This window comes from Micromonospora sp. SYSU B005, assembly GCF_055362685.1.
Genome location: NZ_JAXCFU010000001.1, coordinates 324354 through 341365, shown reverse-complemented (window position 1 = coordinate 341365; position 17012 = coordinate 324354). Strand labels below are relative to the sequence as shown.

General features: G+C 74.8%; 13 protein-coding genes. 9 read left to right on the top strand and 4 right to left on the bottom strand.

Translation table 11 applies throughout. The annotated features are described in order from the left end of the window. The first annotated feature begins 117 nt into the window (after positions 1–117). The 6 genes from SM452_RS01585 to SM452_RS01560 all read left to right on the top strand — a co-directional run bounded on the left by SM452_RS01585 (position 118) and on the right by SM452_RS01560 (position 9973). Positions 118–3807 (top strand): ATP-dependent helicase, encoded by a 3690-nt coding sequence (locus tag SM452_RS01585; RefSeq protein WP_463839381.1) that lies wholly within the window; start codon positions 118–120, stop codon positions 3805–3807. Further along, entirely contained in the window at positions 3804–7208 is a 3405-nt protein-coding gene (locus tag SM452_RS01580; protein WP_262013981.1) for an ATP-dependent helicase, read from the top strand. The genes SM452_RS01585 and SM452_RS01580 overlap by 4 nt, the downstream gene beginning before the upstream one ends. A gap of 204 nt (positions 7209–7412) precedes the next feature. Continuing rightward, the gene (cspE, locus tag SM452_RS01575) at positions 7413–7616 is read left to right on the top strand and encodes a transcription antiterminator/RNA stability regulator CspE (protein WP_013288421.1); all 204 of its coding nucleotides are present in this window, start codon (positions 7413–7415) and stop codon (positions 7614–7616) included. A 177-nt stretch (positions 7617–7793) separates the two neighbouring features. Beyond that, positions 7794–9047, top strand: a complete 1254-nt coding sequence (locus tag SM452_RS01570; protein WP_463839189.1) for a DEAD/DEAH box helicase — start codon at positions 7794–7796, stop codon at positions 9045–9047. Between the two features lie 170 nt (positions 9048–9217). Further along, positions 9218–9403, top strand: a complete 186-nt coding sequence (locus SM452_RS01565; RefSeq protein ID WP_262013979.1) for a hypothetical protein — start codon at positions 9218–9220, stop codon at positions 9401–9403. Between the two features lie 51 nt (positions 9404–9454). Then, positions 9455–9973, top strand: a complete 519-nt coding sequence (locus tag SM452_RS01560) for a GNAT family N-acetyltransferase (RefSeq protein WP_262013978.1) — start codon at positions 9455–9457, stop codon at positions 9971–9973. A gap of 11 nt (positions 9974–9984) precedes the next feature. Here the strand turns inward: SM452_RS01560 and SM452_RS01555 are convergent, their stop codons facing one another. Genes SM452_RS01555 through SM452_RS01540 form a run of 4 tightly spaced genes read right to left on the bottom strand, consistent with a single transcriptional unit; the run spans position 9985 to position 13144 of the window. Beyond that, a complete protein-coding gene (locus tag SM452_RS01555; RefSeq protein ID WP_262013977.1) occupies positions 9985–10428 on the bottom strand; it encodes an RrF2 family transcriptional regulator in 444 nt (147 codons plus the stop codon). A 4-nt stretch (positions 10429–10432) separates the two neighbouring features. Further along, complete coding sequence (locus tag SM452_RS01550) at positions 10433–11317, bottom strand: ABC transporter permease (protein WP_262013976.1); 885 nt, start codon at positions 11315–11317, stop codon at positions 10433–10435. Next, complete coding sequence (locus tag SM452_RS01545; RefSeq protein ID WP_262013975.1) at positions 11307–12086, bottom strand: ABC transporter ATP-binding protein; 780 nt, start codon at positions 12084–12086, stop codon at positions 11307–11309. The genes SM452_RS01550 and SM452_RS01545 overlap by 11 nt, the downstream gene beginning before the upstream one ends. Further along, entirely contained in the window at positions 12083–13144 is a 1062-nt protein-coding gene (locus tag SM452_RS01540) for an ABC transporter substrate-binding protein (RefSeq protein ID WP_463839188.1), read from the bottom strand. Before SM452_RS01540 ends, SM452_RS01545 begins: the two co-directional genes overlap by 4 nt. Positions 13145–13292: 148 nt before the next feature. Here SM452_RS01540 and SM452_RS01535 point away from each other — a divergent pair, with 148 nt between their 5' ends. Genes SM452_RS01535 through nudC form a run of 3 tightly spaced genes read left to right on the top strand, consistent with a single transcriptional unit; the run spans position 13293 to position 16887 of the window. Then, a complete protein-coding gene (locus SM452_RS01535) occupies positions 13293–14603 on the top strand; it encodes a M16 family metallopeptidase (RefSeq protein ID WP_262013973.1) in 1311 nt (436 codons plus the stop codon). Further along, positions 14600–15943, top strand: coding sequence for a M16 family metallopeptidase (locus tag SM452_RS01530; protein ID WP_355512329.1), 1344 nt, complete (start codon positions 14600–14602; stop codon positions 15941–15943). Before SM452_RS01535 ends, SM452_RS01530 begins: the two co-directional genes overlap by 4 nt. Then, on the top strand, positions 15940–16887 hold the full coding sequence (gene nudC / locus SM452_RS01525) for an NAD(+) diphosphatase (RefSeq protein WP_262013971.1): 948 nt from the start codon (positions 15940–15942) through the stop codon (positions 16885–16887). Before SM452_RS01530 ends, nudC begins: the two co-directional genes overlap by 4 nt. Positions 16888–17012 lie beyond the last annotated feature (125 nt).

Sequence of the window (17012 nt, the reverse complement as noted above, 5' to 3'; positions counted from 1 at the left end):
GAGAGACGGGTGTGTGGCAGAGCCGGGCAGTGGTGCACGCCGCGGTCAGGTGAGCCGGTGACGGGCGGGCCGGCGGTCGGTTTCCGGGTGTCGTACCGGCGTGGTGGGATGTCGGTGATGCAGGCGTACCGGTTGGTGCGCCGGCCCGGCGGCGCGGGGGCGGGGGTCACCCATGACGCCGGGGCGGGGCAGGGGGTGGGTCGGTCCGGTGGATCGGCCGATGCGGAGCCGCGATCCGGGGGGTCGGCGGGCGATGCCGCGCACCCGAAGACCGCCGCGCCGCCCGAAGGCGCTTCGCCGCAGAACGAGACCGGCGCGTCGCCACCGTCGGCTGCTTCGGCGGGGATCGGGGCCGGGGAGGGCACGAACGTTTCGCGCCCGGCCGATCCGGTGCAGGCCGAGGCGGTCGCGCACACCGACGGGCCGATGCTCGTCGTGGGCGGTCCCGGCACCGGCAAGACGACGACGCTCGTCGAGGCGGTCGCCGCCCGCGTGGCCGAGGGCGTCGACCCGGAGCGGATCCTCGTGCTCACCTTCGGCCGGCGCGGCGCCACCGAGCTGCGCCACCGGATCGAGGCGCGGATCGCCGGCGACGGACACCGGGTGGTGCGCGAGCCGCTGGTGCGCACGTTCCCGGCGTACGCCTTCGGTCTGCTGCGCCGCGCGGCGGCCGAACGCGGCGAGCCCTCGCCCCGGCTGCTCACCGGCCCGGAGCAGGATCTGATCATCCGTGAGCTGCTCGACGTGGTGGGGGAGGAACCCGGCGACGACCCGGTCGGCTGGCCGGAGGATCTGCGCCCGGCGCTGCGTACCCGGGCTTTCGCCCAGCAGCTCCGCGACCTGCTGATGCGTGCCGCGGAGCGCGGCGTCGGCCCGGTCGAGCTGGCCCGGCTGGGCGAGAAGCTGGGCCGCGCCGACTGGCCGGCCGCCGCGCGCTTCCTGCGGGAGTACGTCGCCGTGCTCGCCCTGCGCGACGTGAGCAACCGGGGCTCGGTGGCGTACGACCCGGCGGAGCTGGTGCGCGCCGCCACCGGCATGCTGCTCGACGACCCCGAGCTGCTCGCCGCCGAGCGCCGCCGCCTGACCCACGTCTACGTCGACGAACTGGCCGACACCGACCCGGCCCAGCTCGACCTGCTCGCCGTGGTGGCCGGCGGCGGGCGGTCCCTCGTCGCGTTCGCCGACCCGGACTCGTCCACGTACGCGTTCCGCGGCGCCGACCCGGCGGGCGTCGCCACGTTCCCGCACCGCTTCCGGACCGCCTCCGGTGCGCCGGCAGCCCAGGTCACGCTGACCACCTCGTACCGGGCCGGGCCGGAACTGCTGGCGGCCACCGCCCGGCTGGCCCGCCGGCTGCGCGGTCCGGCGGCGCACCGGCGGCTGCGCCCGCTTCCCGGCGCACCGGCCGGAACGGTGGAGGTACGGACGTTCCGTTCCGCCACCAGCGAGTCGGCGTGGCTGGCGCACGCGTTGCGCGAGGCGCACCTGCTCGACGGCGTGCCGTGGTCCCGGATGGCGGTGCTGGTCCGCTCCACCGGCCGGCAACTGCCGTCGCTGCGGCGCGCCCTGCACACCGCCGGCGTGCCGACCGTCGTGCACGGCGAGGACCTGCCGCTGCACCTCCAGCCGGCGGTCGCCCCGCTGCTGCTCCTGCTGCGCTGCGCGCTCGAACCCGACCGGCTGGACGAGGAGGCGGCGGTCGCGTTGCTGCACTCGCCGCTGGGCGGCGCCGACCCGCTGGCCGAGCGGCGGCTGCGCCAGGGGCTGCGGGCGCTGGCGCTGGCCGGCGGCGACCGCCGTCCGTCCGGGGAACTGCTGGTCGAGGCGCTGCGCGACCCGGCGGAACTGGCCACCATCGAGCGTCGCTGGGCGGCGCCCGCGCAGGCCGTGGCGCACCTGCTCGCGACCGCCCGGGAGACGGCCGGCCGGCCCGGCGCCACGGTCGAGGACGTGCTCTGGGCGGTGTGGCGGGAGAGCGGGCTGGCCGAACGCTGGGCCGGGGCGATCACCAGGGGGCGGGCGGCCACCGGCGAGCACGAGACCGCCCAGCGCTGGCGGGCCGAGGCCGCCGACCGTGACCTGGACGCCGTACTCGTCCTCTTCGACGCGGCGGCCCGGTTCACCGACCGGCTGCCGGGCGCGCGTACCGAGGTGTTCCTCGACCACGTCCTCGGGCAGGAGCTGCCCGCCGACACGCTCGCCGCCGCCGCCGACCGGGGTGACGCGGTACGCCTGCTCACCGCGCACGCCGCCAAGGGGCTGGAGTGGGATCTGGTCGCGGTGGCCGGGGTGCAGGAGGGCGTCTGGCCGGACCTGCGCCTGCGCGGCAGCCTGCTCGGCTCGGAGCGGCTCGTCGACGTGCTCGCCGGTCGCGCCGACGGCGCCGGGCTGCGGGCCAGCCTGGTCGGGCAGACGTCGGCGCTGCTGGACGAGGAGCGGCGGCTGTTCCACGTGGCGATCAGCCGGGCCCGGCGGCGGCTGCTGGTCACCGCTGTCGCGTCCGCCGCCGTCGGCGGGGACGACCACGAGGAGCAGCCGAGCCGCTTCCTGCACGAAATCGCAGCCGCCGACCCACCCGCCACCGGCGGAACCGGCCCGAACCCGACGGGGCACGGACCGACCGGGAACGGCTCGAACGGCCCGAACCCGGCCGGTCCGGAGCGCGACGCGCCGGACGGCTCGGCTCCGACCGGCCCGGCCCTGACCGGGAACGGCCCAACAGGTACGGCCACGCGCGGGGGCGCCGCGGACGGGCCGGTGCCGCACGGGGACGAGCACCCGCAGGACGGGCCGTCCGCCGCGCTCCCGGTCACCCTGCCGCCGCGTGGGCTCACCCTGTCCGCGCTGGTGGCGGAACTGCGTACCGCCGTCACCGACCCGGCCACGCCGATCACCCGGCGGCACGCGGCGGCGGGTGAGCTGGCGCGGCTGGCCGCCGCCGGGGTGCCCGGCGCGCACCCGGACGACTGGTGGGGGTTGCGCGGCCTGTCCGACGACCGGCCGCTTGTCGACGAGGGCGAGCCGGTGCGGGTCACCCCGTCGGCGATGGAGAGCGCATTGCGGTGCAGCCTGCGCTGGCTGCTGGAACGGCACGGCGGCAGCGGGCCGGCGAGCGCCGCGCAGGGTGTCGGCAACCTGGTGCACGCCGCGGCGATGCTCGCGGAGGACGCGAGCGTCGACCGGGAGGCGTTGCTGGAGTACGTGGCCGCCCGGTTCGACGCGATCGAGCTGGCCGCCCGGTGGATGGCCGGTCCGGAGCGGCAGCGCGCCGAGGCGATGGTGGACAAGCTGCTGCGCTGGCTGGCCGGCAACCCGCGCCGGCTGCTCGCGATCGAGCACGAGTTCGCGGTCCGCCTCGACGACCCGTCCCGCCCGATCGAGCTGACCGGCCGGGTCGACCGGCTGGAGGTCGACGACGAGGGGCGGCTCGTGGTGATCGACCTGAAGACCGGCAAGTCGACGGCGGTCACCGAGCGGGAGGTGGCCGAGCATCCGCAGCTCGGCGCGTACCAGGCGGCCGTGGAGGCGGGCGGGTTCGCCGAGTTCGGCGAGGAGCCGGGCGGGGCCGCGCTGGTGCAGCTCGGCACCGGCGCGCGGGACGCCAAGGAGCAGACCCAGGCCGCCGCCGGGGAGGGTCCGGAGGCCGGGTGGGCCACCGCGCTGGTACGCCGTACCGCGGACACGATGGCCGCCTCGACGTTCGCCGCCGTGGCCAACTCCAAGTGCCGGGTCTGCCCGGTGCGCACCAGCTGCCCGGTCTCCGGCCAGGGCCGCCAGGTGGTCGAACCGCCACCGGAGGGCTCGTGAGCGTTCAACCGGCGCTGTTCGGCGCCTCCGCCACGCCCGCGCCGCGCACCGCCGACGCGGGGCCCCGCTACACGCCCGTCGAGCTGGCCCGGCTGCTGCGGCTGCCGGCGCCCACCCGCGAGCAGGCCGCGATCATCGCCGCGCCGGTGGAGCCGCTGCTGGTGGTGGCGGGCGCCGGGTCGGGCAAGACCGAGACGATGGCCGCGCGGGTGATGTGGCTGGTCGCCAACTCCTACGTACGCCCCGAGCACATCCTCGGCCTCACCTTCACCCGTAAGGCGGCCGGCGAGCTGGCGCACCGGGTCCGGACCCGGCTCGACCAGCTCATCCGGCGGCTCGGCCGGCAGGGGCGGGACCCGCACGACGACCCGCTGGCGGGCGAGCCGACCGTGTCCACGTACCACTCGTACGCCGGGCGGATCGTCACCGAGCACGGGCTGCGCGCCGGGTACGAGCCGACCACCCGGCTGCTCACCGAGGCGTCCCGCTGGCAGCTCGTCGACCTGCTGGTGCGCAACTACGACGGCGACATGTCCGAGGTGGACCGGATGCCGTCGACCATCACCGACGCCGTGCTGGCGCTCGCCGGTGAGCTGGACGAGCACCTGGTCGACCCGGACGAGCTGGCCGCCTGGACCGGCCGGTTCTTCGCCGACGTGCAGTCCCGGCCGGGCCGGGTCTACGCCGACGTGCGCAAGGCGCTCCAGCTCCAGCGGACCCGGCTGAAGCTGCTGCCGCTGGTGCGCGCGTACGCCCGGCGCAAGGACGACTTCGAGGCGATGGACTTCGCCGACCAGCTCGCCCGCGCGGCCCGGGTGGCCCGCGACCATCCCGGCGTCGGCGTGATCGAGCGGGACCGGTTCCGGGTGGTGCTGCTCGACGAGTACCAGGACACCAGCCACGCCCAGGTGGTGCTGCTCAACGCGCTGTTCGGCGGCGGCCACCCGGTCACCGCCGTCGGCGACCCGTGCCAGTCCATCTACGGCTGGCGCGGGGCCAGCGCCGGCACGCTCGACCGGTTCCCGGCCGAGTTCGCCCGTACCGACGGCAGCCCGGCCGACGTGCTCAGCCTTACTACGAGCTGGCGTAACCGGCCGGAGATCCTCGGCGTCGCCAACACGCTGTCGGTGCCGCTGCGGGCGGCCGGCGCGCGGGTGCCGGAACTGCACGCCGCGCTCAGCGTCCGCGACCCGATCCCGCACCGCACGCCGGGCGGGCAGGCCGGCGGCACCGTGCACTGCGCGCTGCTGGAGACGTACGCCGACGAGGCCGACTGGATCGCGGACAGCGTGCTGGCGGCCTGGCGGGGCGCGGCCGGGATGCCCGGCGCGCTGCCCGAGCACATCCCGGCCGACCGCCGCCCGACCACTGCGGTGCTGGTGCGGCTGCGCAGCCAGATCCCGGCGATCGAGGCGGCGTTGCGCGCTCGCGGGCTGCCTGTCGACGTGGTCGGCCTGGGTGGGTTGCTGGACACCCCCGAGGTACGGGACGTGGTGTGCACGCTGCGCGTGCTCGCCGACCCGACCGACGGGGCGGCGCTGCTGCGGCTGCTCACCGGCGCGCGCTGGCGGATCGGCCCGCGTGACCTGGTCGCCCTGCACCGCCGGGCCCGCGCGATCGCCCGCAGCCGCCGGGAGCTGACCGGCGACGAGGGCCCGGAGATCACCGTGGACGCGCTGGACGAGGCCACGCTGGTCGAGGCGCTGGCGGATCTGGGGCCGGCGCAGGCGTACTCCGCCGAGGGCTACGCGCGGCTGCGCTCGTACGGGATGGAGCTGGCGCTGCTGCGCTACCGGCTGGACCAGTCGCTGCCGGAGCTGATCGCGGACATCGAGCGGACCATCGGCCTCGACGTGGAGGTGGCGGTCCGGGCCGGGCGGGACGGCGCGGGCGACGCCGGGCTGGCCCGCGCCCACCTGGACGCGCTCGGCGACGTGGCGGCCCGGTTCAGCGGCGAGACGCCCGGCGCCACGCTCGCCGGTTTCCTCGCCTACCTGGCCGCCGCCGAGGACGAGGAGCGCGGGCTGGCGCCCGGCGAGGTCGAGGTGGTGGCCGGCGCGGTGCAGGTGCTCACCGCGCACGCCGCGAAGGGCCTGGAGTGGGACGTGGTGGCGGTGGCCGGGATGACCCGGGGCGTCTGGCCGGGGCCGGTCCGCAACTCCGACCACTGGCTGGGCGGGCTGGGCGTGCTGCCGTTCCCGTTGCGCGGCGACGCGGACGGGCTGCCCGAACTGGGCCTGCCGGAGGCGGAGGACCAGCGTGGCGTGGCTCGGGCGCTGACCGACTTCACCGACGCGTGGCGGGCGCACGACGAGCGGGAGGAGCGCCGGCTGGCGTACGTGGCGGTGACCCGCCCCCGCCGGCTGCTGCTCTGCTCCGGCTACTGGTGGGGGGAGGGGACCAAGCGGTTCCGCGGCCCGTCGGTGTTCCTGCGGGAGGTGCACGACGCCTGCCTGGCCGGCGCGGACGGGCACGTGGTGGACGCGTGGACGCCCGAGCCGGCCGGTGACGCGGTGAACCCGACCACTGAGACGGTGCTGCGGGCCGAATGGCCGGCCGACCCGCTGGGCGCCCGCCGGCCGGCGCTGACCGAGGCGGCGGCGCTGGTCCGCCGGCACCTGGCCGACCCGGAGACGGCCCGCCGCGAGGCGGCAGTGCTCGCCACCACGGGAGCGGCGGAGGACGCCGAGGTGGCCCGCTGGCGGCGTGAGGCCGATCTGCTGCTCGCCGAGCGGGCGGAGCTGGCCCGGCAGGCCGAGGCGGTCGAGGTCGAACTACCCGGCCAGATGTCGGTGACCCAGCTCGTGGCGCTGCGCCGCGACCCGGAGGCGCTGGCCCGGACGCTGCGCCGACCGATGCCCACCGAGCCGAACCCGTACGCCCGGCGCGGTACCGCGTTCCACGCCTGGCTGGAGCAGCGCTTCGGCGCGGATCGGCTGCTCGACGTGGACGAGCTGCCCGGCGCGGCGGACGAGGACGCGGCCCCGGACGAGGCGCTGGTCGAGTTGCAGGAGCGCTTCCTCGCCAGCGAGTGGGCCGACCGGGTGCCGGTGGAGGTGGAGGTGCCGTTCGCCACCGTCGTCGCCGGCGTCGTGGTCCGGGGCCGGATGGACGCCGTGTTCGCCCGCCCGGGCGGGCGCTACGACGTGGTCGACTGGAAGACCGGGCGGCAGCCGTCCGGCCGGGAGGCCGACGCGGCGGCGGTGCAGCTGGCGGTCTACCGGCTGGCCTGGGCGGAGCTGGCCGGGGTGCCGGTGGAGCGGGTGGGCGCCGCGTTCCACTACGTGCGGGACTCCGCCACCGTCCGCCCGGCCGACCTGCTCGACGCGGAGGGACTGGCCGGTCTGGTGGCCGCCGTGCCGGAAATCCCGGGGGATCTCCCGCAGCGCACGAATCCGTGATACGTTGGCCGGGTTGCAGTTTTGGTTTCCAGAGACTCTGTGTGCGCCTGGCGGATTGTGGCCCCAGGCGCTCTTTGTTGTGTCCGGAGTTCTCCGGGCGGGGCGACCAGCAGCGACAGGCACGCCGCGTATTCCACGCGCGGGGTGCTCCTCTCCGGCCCGCAACACGTGCGGGCCGACCGTTCCGTCAAGGAGACGAAACACATGGCAATTGGCACCGTCAAGTGGTTCAACGCTGACAAGGGCTTCGGCTTCATCACCCCGGACGACGGCGGCGCCGACGTCTTCGCCCACTTCTCGGCGATCCAGACCTCCGGCTACCGGAGCCTGGACGAGAACCAGCGGGTCGAGTTCGAGGTGACCCAGGGCCAGAAGGGCCCGCAGGCGGAGAACATCCGCCCGCTCTGATCTTCGGATCAACCGGCACCACCACCGCGCCCTCTCGGGCGCGGTGCACGGGCCGGCCCGCCTCTGCCGGGCCGGCCCGTCCCTTCGGTTCGTGCTTGTGACCACCGGTTACGCCGGTGACGCGCCGTCTTCCGGCGCCCTTCCTCGACACGTGCCGCGTCGAGGAAGGCTTTCCGCATGACCACGACCCTGCCCACGTTCGCCGCCACCGGCCTGGCTCCGGCGCTCATCTCCGAGCTGGCCGCGCAGGGCATCTCCGCGCCGTTCCCGATCCAGGCGGCCACGATCCCGGACTCGCTGGCCGGTCGCGACGTGCTCGGCCGGGGCCGGACCGGCTCCGGCAAGACGCTCGCGTTCGGGTTGCCGCTGCTGCACCGTACGGCCGGTCGCCGGGCCTGCCCGGGCCGCCCGCTCGCGCTGGTGCTCGTACCGACCCGGGAACTGGCCGCGCAGGTGACCGACGCGCTCGCACCGTACGCCGCCACGCTCGGCCTGCGCTGCGCCACAGTGGTCGGCGGGCTCTCGCTGGGCCGCCAGGCGGCCGCGCTGCGCGCCGGCGCCGAGGTGCTGGTGGCCACGCCGGGCCGGCTGCACGACCTGATCGACAGGGGGGACGCGCGGCTCGACCAGGTGGCCATCACCGTGCTGGACGAGGCCGACCAGATGGCCGACATGGGCTTCCTGCCACAGGTGACGAAGCTGCTGGAGCAGGTCGCGCCGGGCGGGCAGCGGATGCTGTTCTCGGCCACCCTGGACCGCGGCGTGGACCGGCTGGTCCGCCGCTTCCTGACCGACCCGGTGACGCACTCCGTCGACCCGGGCACCGCCACCGTCACCGCGATGACGCACCACGTGCTTCACCTGGAGGCGGAGGACAAGCCGGCCGCGCTGGCGCACATCGCCGCCCGCGAGGGCCGCACGATCGTGTTCATCGCCACCAAGCACCGCGCCGACCGGGTGGCCCGCCAGTTGCTCGCCAAGGGCGTACGCGCGGCGGCGCTGCACGGCGGCAAGTCGCAGCCGCAGCGCACCCGCATCCTGGAGCAGTTCCGCACCGGCCAGGTCACCGCGCTGGTGGCGACCGACGTGGCGGCCCGTGGCATCCACGTCGACGGGCTGGACCTGGTCGTCAACGCCGACCCGCCCACCGAGGCCAAGGACTACCTGCACCGGGGCGGCCGGACCGCGCGGGCCGGCGAGTCGGGCACCGTGGTGACGCTCGTCCTGCCGGACCAGCGCCGCGACGTGGCCCGGCTGATGAGCACCGCGGGCATCAACCCCAAGACCACGCGGGTACGCGCCGGCGACGGCGAGCTGAGCCGGCTCACCGGCGCCCGGGAGCCGTCCGGCGTGCCGGTGACCATCACCGCGCCCGCCGCCGCGCACCCCGCCCCGGGAACCCGTCCTCGCCGGCGCCCGCGCCGCCGCTGACCGCGGCCCGCGCGTGACCGGCTCGTCTCCGGACGGGCGGAGCGTTCGCTCCTGAGTCGGGAATCAGTCGATGTTCGGTCGGCTGCCCGACTGCGCGACCGGACCCCGGCGGTGATGCTGCTGCGCGGGGGACCGGTCGGGGGGTCGGCCGGACGCGGAGGGAGCGGTTCATGGCGGGGGAAGCCGGATCGGGCGGAGCGCGGGAAGTGGTGCTGGTGCTCGCGGTGGCGGGGGCCGGCCTGGCGCTCGCCGCGGTGGCCGCGTTCGGGCCCTGGCAGCCCGCCGACGGCGGCTCGCCGGATCGCGGCGCCGCCCGCAGCTTCACCCCCGGGATGAGCGCCCCGCACACTCAGTAGACGCCCCGAAAAGGGGCGATGCCGGAACGGCCGGCCGCCTACGATGCGGCGGTGGACCCGTCGGTGACCGTTCGCAAGGCCCGGGCCGAGGACGCCGCCCATATGGCACGCGTGCATGTCCGGTGCTGGCAGGAGACGTACCGCGGGCTCATGCCGGACACGGTGCTCGACGACCCGGACCTCCCGGCCTTTCGGGAGCGGTTCTGGACCGCCGCGTTGACCGACGAGCGCTATCGGGAGAACCGGGCGGCGGTGGCCGAGCGGGGAGGCGAACTGGTCGGGATCGCGATGTCGGGCCCGCCGCTCGATGCCGAGGCGGCGTGGGCGCGCCAGCTGTACGTCCTCTACGTGCACGCGGCCGATCACGGCACCGGCGCCGGGCCGGCGTTGTTGCGGGCCGTCCTCGACCCGGCGGAGCCGGCGGCGCTGTGGGTCGCCGATCCCAACCCTCGTGCCCAGGCGTTCTACCGCCGGCACGGCTTCGAAGCCGACGGTACGACGCAGGTCCAGGACGGCGTATGCGAGATCCGCATGGTCCGCGACGGGCAGGTACGGCCGCCGACGTCGTGACCGGACGCGCGTCAGGGTGCCGTGGCCCGGTCGCTCAGCAGGTCGGTGAGTGTGGTCCGGTCCACGACCAGGGCGATCGCGCCGTCCACCGCCAGCCACACGTCCCGCAGGCCGGTGGCCACGCCGTGGTAGCCGGCCCGGTCGGCGGGGATGCCCCGGACGCTGGTGATCGCGCCACCGACAGCGCGCAGCACGTCACCGACGCTGATCTCGTCCGGTGGGCGGGTGAGCGCATACCCGCCCTCGGTGCCGCGGTGGCTGTGCAGCAGCCCGGCCCGCCGCAGGTCGAGCAGGATCCCCTGGAGGAAGCTGAGCGGGATGTCCTGGCTCTCGGCCAGGCTCGCTGCCTTGACCAGCTCGCCGCCGCCGGCCGCCGGGTCGCCGCTGGTGACGGCGGCGTCGGCGACGGCGAGCATGGCCCGGAGCGCGTAGTCGGCGCGCGCGGAGATGTACACGACGTCAGTTGCCGGCCTGGTCCAGCACGCCCCAGCGGCGGCGGATCGCCTTGTCGGCGGCCCCGAACGCGGTGTCCACGAGCAGGCCCACCACCAGGATGACGATCATGATGGCCATCAGGCGTGGCGCCTCGCTCAGCTCGCGTGCGTACGTGAGCTGCGCGCCGATCGAGGTGCGGGTGGCGATGACCACCAGCAGCTCACCGGCCATCAGGCTGCGCCAGGCGAACGCCCAGCCCTGCTTGAGCCCGGCCACGATGGCGGGCAGCGCGGCCGGCGCGATCACGTACCGGTAGAGGTTGAGCCCCCGGGCGCCGAGGTTGCGGCCGGCGCGGACCAGCAGCGGCGGCACGTAGTCCACGCCGTGGATGACGCCGTTGGCGACCGACGGCGCGGCGCCGAGCACCACCACGAAGAAGATCGCCTGCTCGCTGAGCTGGAACAGCAGGATGGCCAGCGGGAACCAGGCGATCGACGGCATGGTCTGCAACGCGGTGATCATCGAGCCGAGCGCGGCCCGGAGCACCTTGACCCGGGCCACGCCCAGGCCGAGCAGCAGGCCGACCGCGACCGCGGCGGCGAACCCGACCGCCGCGCGCCGGGCGGTGGTCGCAAGGCCCTCCCACAGCGCCGAGCTGAGCAGGTAGTCCCCGAGGTCGCCGAAGACCACCGCCGGGCCGGGCAGCGCCCACGGTTCCTTCCACCCGGACCAGACCACCGCCTGCCAGATGGCGACGGCCAGCGCGAGCGCGGCGAACTTGGGCCAGGTGGCCGACCACAGGCGGCGTACCCGGGACGGGCCCTTCTCCCGGCCGGCGATCTCCAGGGCGTCGAGTCCGGAGATCTCCGCGTCGGTACGCGCCGACCCGGCGAGGGTGTCACTGGCCATGCCGGCCCACCTCCTTGCGCAGCCGGTCGGTGACCTCGGCGGCGATGGCCGAGACCTCCGGCGAGTCGATCCGCCGGGGGCGCGGCACGGCGACCTCGGTGGAGTAGATGATCCGGCCGGGCCGGCTGGAGAGCAGCACGATGCGGTCGGCGAGCCGGGCCGCCTCGCGGACGTTGTGCGTGACGAACAGGACGGTGAGCTTGCGCTCGGTCCAGATCCGCTCCAGCTCGTCGTGCAGGATGTCGCGGGTCATCGCGTCCAGCGCGCCGAACGGCTCGTCCATCAGCAGCACCGGCGTCTCCAGCGCGAGCGTGCGGGCCAGCGCGACCCGCTGCCGCATGCCGCCGGAGAGCTGGTGCGGCCGCTTACGGCCGAACTCGGACAGGTGGACCGTGCGCAGCAGCTCGGCCACCCGCTCCTTGCGCTGGTCACGGGGGAGCCCGCGCAGCTTCAGCGGCACCTCGACGTTGCCCTCGACGGTCAGCCAGGGGAACAGCGCCGGCTCCTGGAACATGAGTCCCGGGTTGACGCCCTCGCCCAGTTCGATCGTGCCGCCGCTGGCCCGGTCCAGCCCGGCGACCAGGTTGAGCAGTGTGCTCTTGCCGCAGCCGGACGCGCCGACCATGCAGACGAACTCACCCGGGGCGACATCGAGCGACAGCCCGTCCAGCGCCAGGACCGCCTGCTCGCCCTGGCCGTACACCTTCGTCACGCCGCGCAGCGCGACCGAGCCGGTCGCGCTGCGCGGGGTCGTGCCGGTCGTCGTCACGGCTGGCTGACCTCGGGCTTGCCCTGCGTCTTGAGCACCTCGTTGAGGTACTTCAGGTCGTAGAGGCCGTTCAGGTCGACCGGCTGGGTCAGCCCGACCGCGACCGCGTGGTCCAGACCGGTCTTCAGCGACGACGGGATCGGGTCGTTCGTGAACTCCAGCGTCGGCCAGGCCTGCTTGATCAGCTTGAGGTCCAGCGGCTTGCCGGTGATCTTGCCGATGTGGTCGGAGATGGCCTGCTGTGCCTCGTCCGGCCTGGTGTTGACGAACTCGTTCGCCGCGACCTGGCCCTCGACCAGCTTCTTCACCACGTCCGGGTGCGCCTTGAGGAACTTGGTGCTGACCAGCAGGTTGGTGATGACGAACTTCTTGTCCGGCCACAGGTCGCGCTCGTCAACGAGCACCTTGCCGCCGGCGTTGACCAGCCGGGAGACGAACGGCTCGGGCACCCAGGCGCCGTCGATGGCGCCGCTGCCGAACGTCTCGACCGTCTGCGCGTTCTCCTGCGGCACGATCTTGACGTCGCCGCCGCCCTCCTTGGTGGTCTCCAGGCCCTTCTCCTTGAGCCAGAAGCGCAGCGCCACGTCCTGGGTGTTGCCGAGCTGCGGGGTGGCGATCTTCTTGCCGCGCAGCTGCTCCACCGAGGTGATGCCGGGCTTGACCACGAGCGCGACGCCGCCGGACGCGGCGCCGGAGATGACCCGGACCGCCTCGCCCTTGGACTTGGAGAAGGCGTTCACCGTCGGGTTCGGGCCGATGTACGTGGCGTCGAGCGCGCCGGAGAAGACGGCCTCGATGGCGGCCGGGCCGGCGTTGAACGTCTTGGTGTCCAGCTCGACGTCGCTGCCGAGCTTCTCGGCGAAGATCCCCTTCTCCACGCCGACCACGGCCGGGGCGTGCGTGATGTTGGGGAAGTAGCCCAGGCGCAGCGTCACCGGGCCGGACCCGGCGGCGGCGTCGCTGTCCTCGCCGCAGGCGGCGGTGGTGCCGAGCGTGGCCGCGCCGACCGCGGCCAGGGTCGCCAGGGTGACCAGGCGGCGCAGGGGAAGCCCTCTCATCGAATGTCCAATCCGCAGTATTCCTATTTAGTTGGTAGGAAGAGTGGGGCAAGCGGCCGTCGGCGTCAAGACCCGTCCCGCAACAGTCCACCGTTCGGCCAGGGCACACCGGCGATAGAGCCGGTGCCGAGGCGCTAGTGTCGATCTCGTGCCGACGCGGAGAGCGAAGATCCCAGCGACGAAGTACCCAGTCGAACGGTTCACCCTCGACAACGGCCTGCGCGTGGTGCTCACGCCGGACCGCAGTGCCCCGGTCATCGGGGTAGCGGTGGTCTACGACGTCGGCATCCGCTCCGAGCCCGAGGGACGCACCGGGTTCGCCCACCTCTTCGAGCACCTGATGTTTCAGGGCTCGGAGAACCTGGAGAAGCTGGCCCACTTCCGGCACGTCCAGGGCGCGGGCGGGACGTTCAACGGCTCCACCCACCTGGACTACACCGACTATTTCGAGACGCTTCCCGCGAACGCCCTGGAACGGGCGCTGTTCCTGGAGGCCGACCGGATGCGCGGCCCCCGGCTGACCGAGGAGAACCTGCGCAACCAGGTCGACGTGGTCAAGGAGGAGATCCGGGTCAACGTGCTGAACCGGCCGTACGGCGGGTTCCCCTGGCTGACGCTGCCCCCGGTGATGTTCGACACCTTCCCCAACGCGCACGACGGCTACGGCTCCTTCGTCGACCTGGAGTCGGCGACAGTGGCCGACGCCGCCGACTTCTTCCGCCGCTACTACGCCAGCGGCAACGCCGTACTCGCGGTCAGCGGCGACATCGACGTGGCCGAGGCGACCACGCTGATCGAGCGGCACTTCGGGGACGTGCCGGCCCGGCCCGCCCCGCAGCGGCCCGACTTCGCCGAGCCCGACCTGACCACCGAGCGACGCAGCACGTACACCGACGCGCTGGCCCCGCTCCCGGCGGTGGCCGGCGCGTGGCGGGTGCCCGACCCGGTCAGCGACTTCGCCGGTTATCTGCCGTACGTGGTGCTGGCCGAGGTGCTCACCGACGGCGACGCCTCCCGGCTGGTCGAGCGGCTGGTGCAGCGCGACCGGTCGGTCACCAGCCTCGGCGGGTACCTCGGCTTCATGGGCGACCCGTTCGACGTCCGCGACCCCACCGCGCTGCTGCTCCAGGCGCACCTGCCGCCCGGCGGTGACGTGGACAAGGTGCTGCGCACCATCGACGAGGAACTGGACCGGCTGGCGACCGGCGGGCTGACCGAGGGGGAGCTGGCGCGTACCCAGGCCCGGATGGCCACCCACCTGCTGCGCGACACGGACGCGGTGCTCGGCCGCGCGTTGCGGATGGCGGTGCTGGAACAGCAACGCGGCGAACCCGGCCTGCTCAACGACCTGCCCCGGCTGGTCGGCGAGGTGACCGAGGAGCAGGTCCGCGCCGCCGCCGCCACCCTGCGGCCCGAGCGCCGCGCGGCAGTCGAGGTCATCGCGGGAGGTGCTCGATGAGCACGGGTACGACCACCGCCACCACCGTCCGGCCGCTGCCGGCACTCGGTCCGAACCGCCGCCTCAAGGTGCCCAAGCAGGCCGAGCGCACGCTTGCCAACGGCCTCACCGTGATCGCGGTACGCCGATCCTCCGTACCGCTGGTCGAGCTGCGACTGTGGATGCCGTTCGGGCGCACCCACCTGGCCCGCGGCGCGATGCTGGCGCAGACCATGCTCTCCGGCACCGAGGCGCACAGCGCCACCGAGCTGGCGGCCGAGTTGCAGAAGGTCGGCGGCGGACTGACCGCCGGCCTCGACCCGGACCGGCTGATGCTCTCCGGCGCGGGCCTGGTCACCGGCCTGGACCGGATGCTGGAACTGCTCGCCGAGGTGCTCACCGGCGCCACCTACCCGGCCGACTGGGTGGAGACCGAGCGGGACCGCCTGGTCGACCGCATCCAGGTCGCCCAGAGCCAGCCGTCGCACCTGGCCCGCACCGCGCTGCTCAAGCGGGTGTACGGCCGGCACCCGTACGCGGAGCAGACGCCCGACCCGGACCAGGTCCGGGCGGTCCGCCCGGCCGCGTTGCGCCGGCTGCACGCCGAGCGGGTGCATCCGGCCGGCGCGGTGCTGGTGCTCGTCGGCGACGTGGCCCCGGAGCGGGCGCTGGACGCGGCCGAGAAGGCGCTCGCCGGGTGGCGCGGTGACGGACACGTCGCCGAGCTGCCCCCGGCGCCGCCGCTGGAACCCGGGCCGTTGCTGCTGGTCGACCGGCCCGGCTCGGTGCAGTCCTCGGTACGCCTCGCGCTGCCGGCGGTGCCCCGCACCCACCCGGACCACGCCGCGTTGCAGCTCGCCAACCTGATCTTCGGCGGCTACTTCTCCTCCCGCTGGGTGGAGAACATCCGGGAGGACAAGGGCTACACGTACGGGCCGCACTCGCTCGTCGAGCACTCGGTGGCCGGTTCGCTGCTCGTCGCCGGCGCCGAGGTGGCCACCGAGGTGACAGCGGCGGCGCTGGTGGAGACGACCTACGAGCTGGGCCGCCTGGCGACGGTGCCGCCGAAGACCGACGAGCTGGAGCAGGCCCGTCAGTACGCGCTCGGCACCCTTCAGCTCGGCATGTCCACCCAGGCCGGTCTCGCGTCGCTGACCAGCGCGTACGCCGGCAACGGGCTGCGGCTGGACTTCCTCGCCGAGTACGCCGCCCGGCTGGCCGCCACGACAGTGGACGACGTGGCCGAGGTGGCCGCCCGCTACCTGGCCCCGGCGCGCGCGGTCACCGTCGTGCTCGGCGACGCGGCGCGGGTGGCCGAGTCGCTCGCCGCGCTGACACCGGTGCGTACGGAATCGGCATGAGCGGCGAACCCGCCCCGCCGCTGGCCCGGTCGACGCTCGACCGGGCCGCGCACCGGCGTGGCGATCCGGCCTGGCTGACCGAGGCGTGGGAACGGGCAAGGGTGCTGGTGCTCGACTCCGCCGCCGAGGGGCGGGCGCTGGTCCGGGGCGCGTCTACCCCGCCGGAGCTGGTCCTGGTCGGCCCCGGTGAGCTGCCCGAGGTGCCCCGGTCGGTGCCGATGTTCCTCGGCGTCGAGCCGGACGGTGTGCCGGTGTTCGCGGTGGACGGGCCGCTGCCGGCGCTGCCGGACACCCGTCCGGCCCACCTGCGCGAGGTCGGTCACCTGATGACCGACCGGGACGCGGGCCTGTTCACCACCGCGCTGGCGCTGCTCAACTGGCACCTGCGGCACGGCTACTCGTCGACGACCGGCAAGGCGACGAGCGCCGACGAGGCCGGCTGGTCGCGGATCGACCCGGACGGCGGCCGGGTCTGGCCGCGTACCGATCCGGCCATGATCGTGCTGGTGCACGACGGGATGGACGGCCCGGACGGCCGCTGCCTGCTCGGCAACAACGCGGCCTGGCCGCGCACCCCGGGACAGCGCCGCTACTCCTGCCTGGCCGGATACGTCGAGCCCGGCGAGTCGGCCGAGGCCGCCGTGCTGCGCGAGGTCCGCGAGGAGGTGGGCGTCCCGGTCGAGGAGATCGTGTACGTGGGCAGCCAGTCCTGGCCGTTCCCCGGCTCGCTGATGCTCGGCTTCCTGGCCCGCGCCGACGCGGACGCGCCGATCCGGGTCGACCTGGCCGAGATCGCGCACGCGCGCTGGTTCACCCGCCGGGAGATCGGCGCGGCGCTGGCGGGCGAGCCGGTGCCGGTGGGCGGGGGAGACCGGCTGGTCCTGCCGCCGCCGTCGTCGATCGCGTTGTTCCTGGTGCACCGCTGGCTCGACGGCCACTGCTGACCCGCACTGGTTCCGCCCGCCCGCCCGTCGGGTTGGGGTGTTTCGGGCTGGTGGGTGGCGCCAGTTCGGGGAAGTGGCGTGGTCGGGGGCGGTGGGATGCAGCCACCTCCCCGAACTGGCGAGGC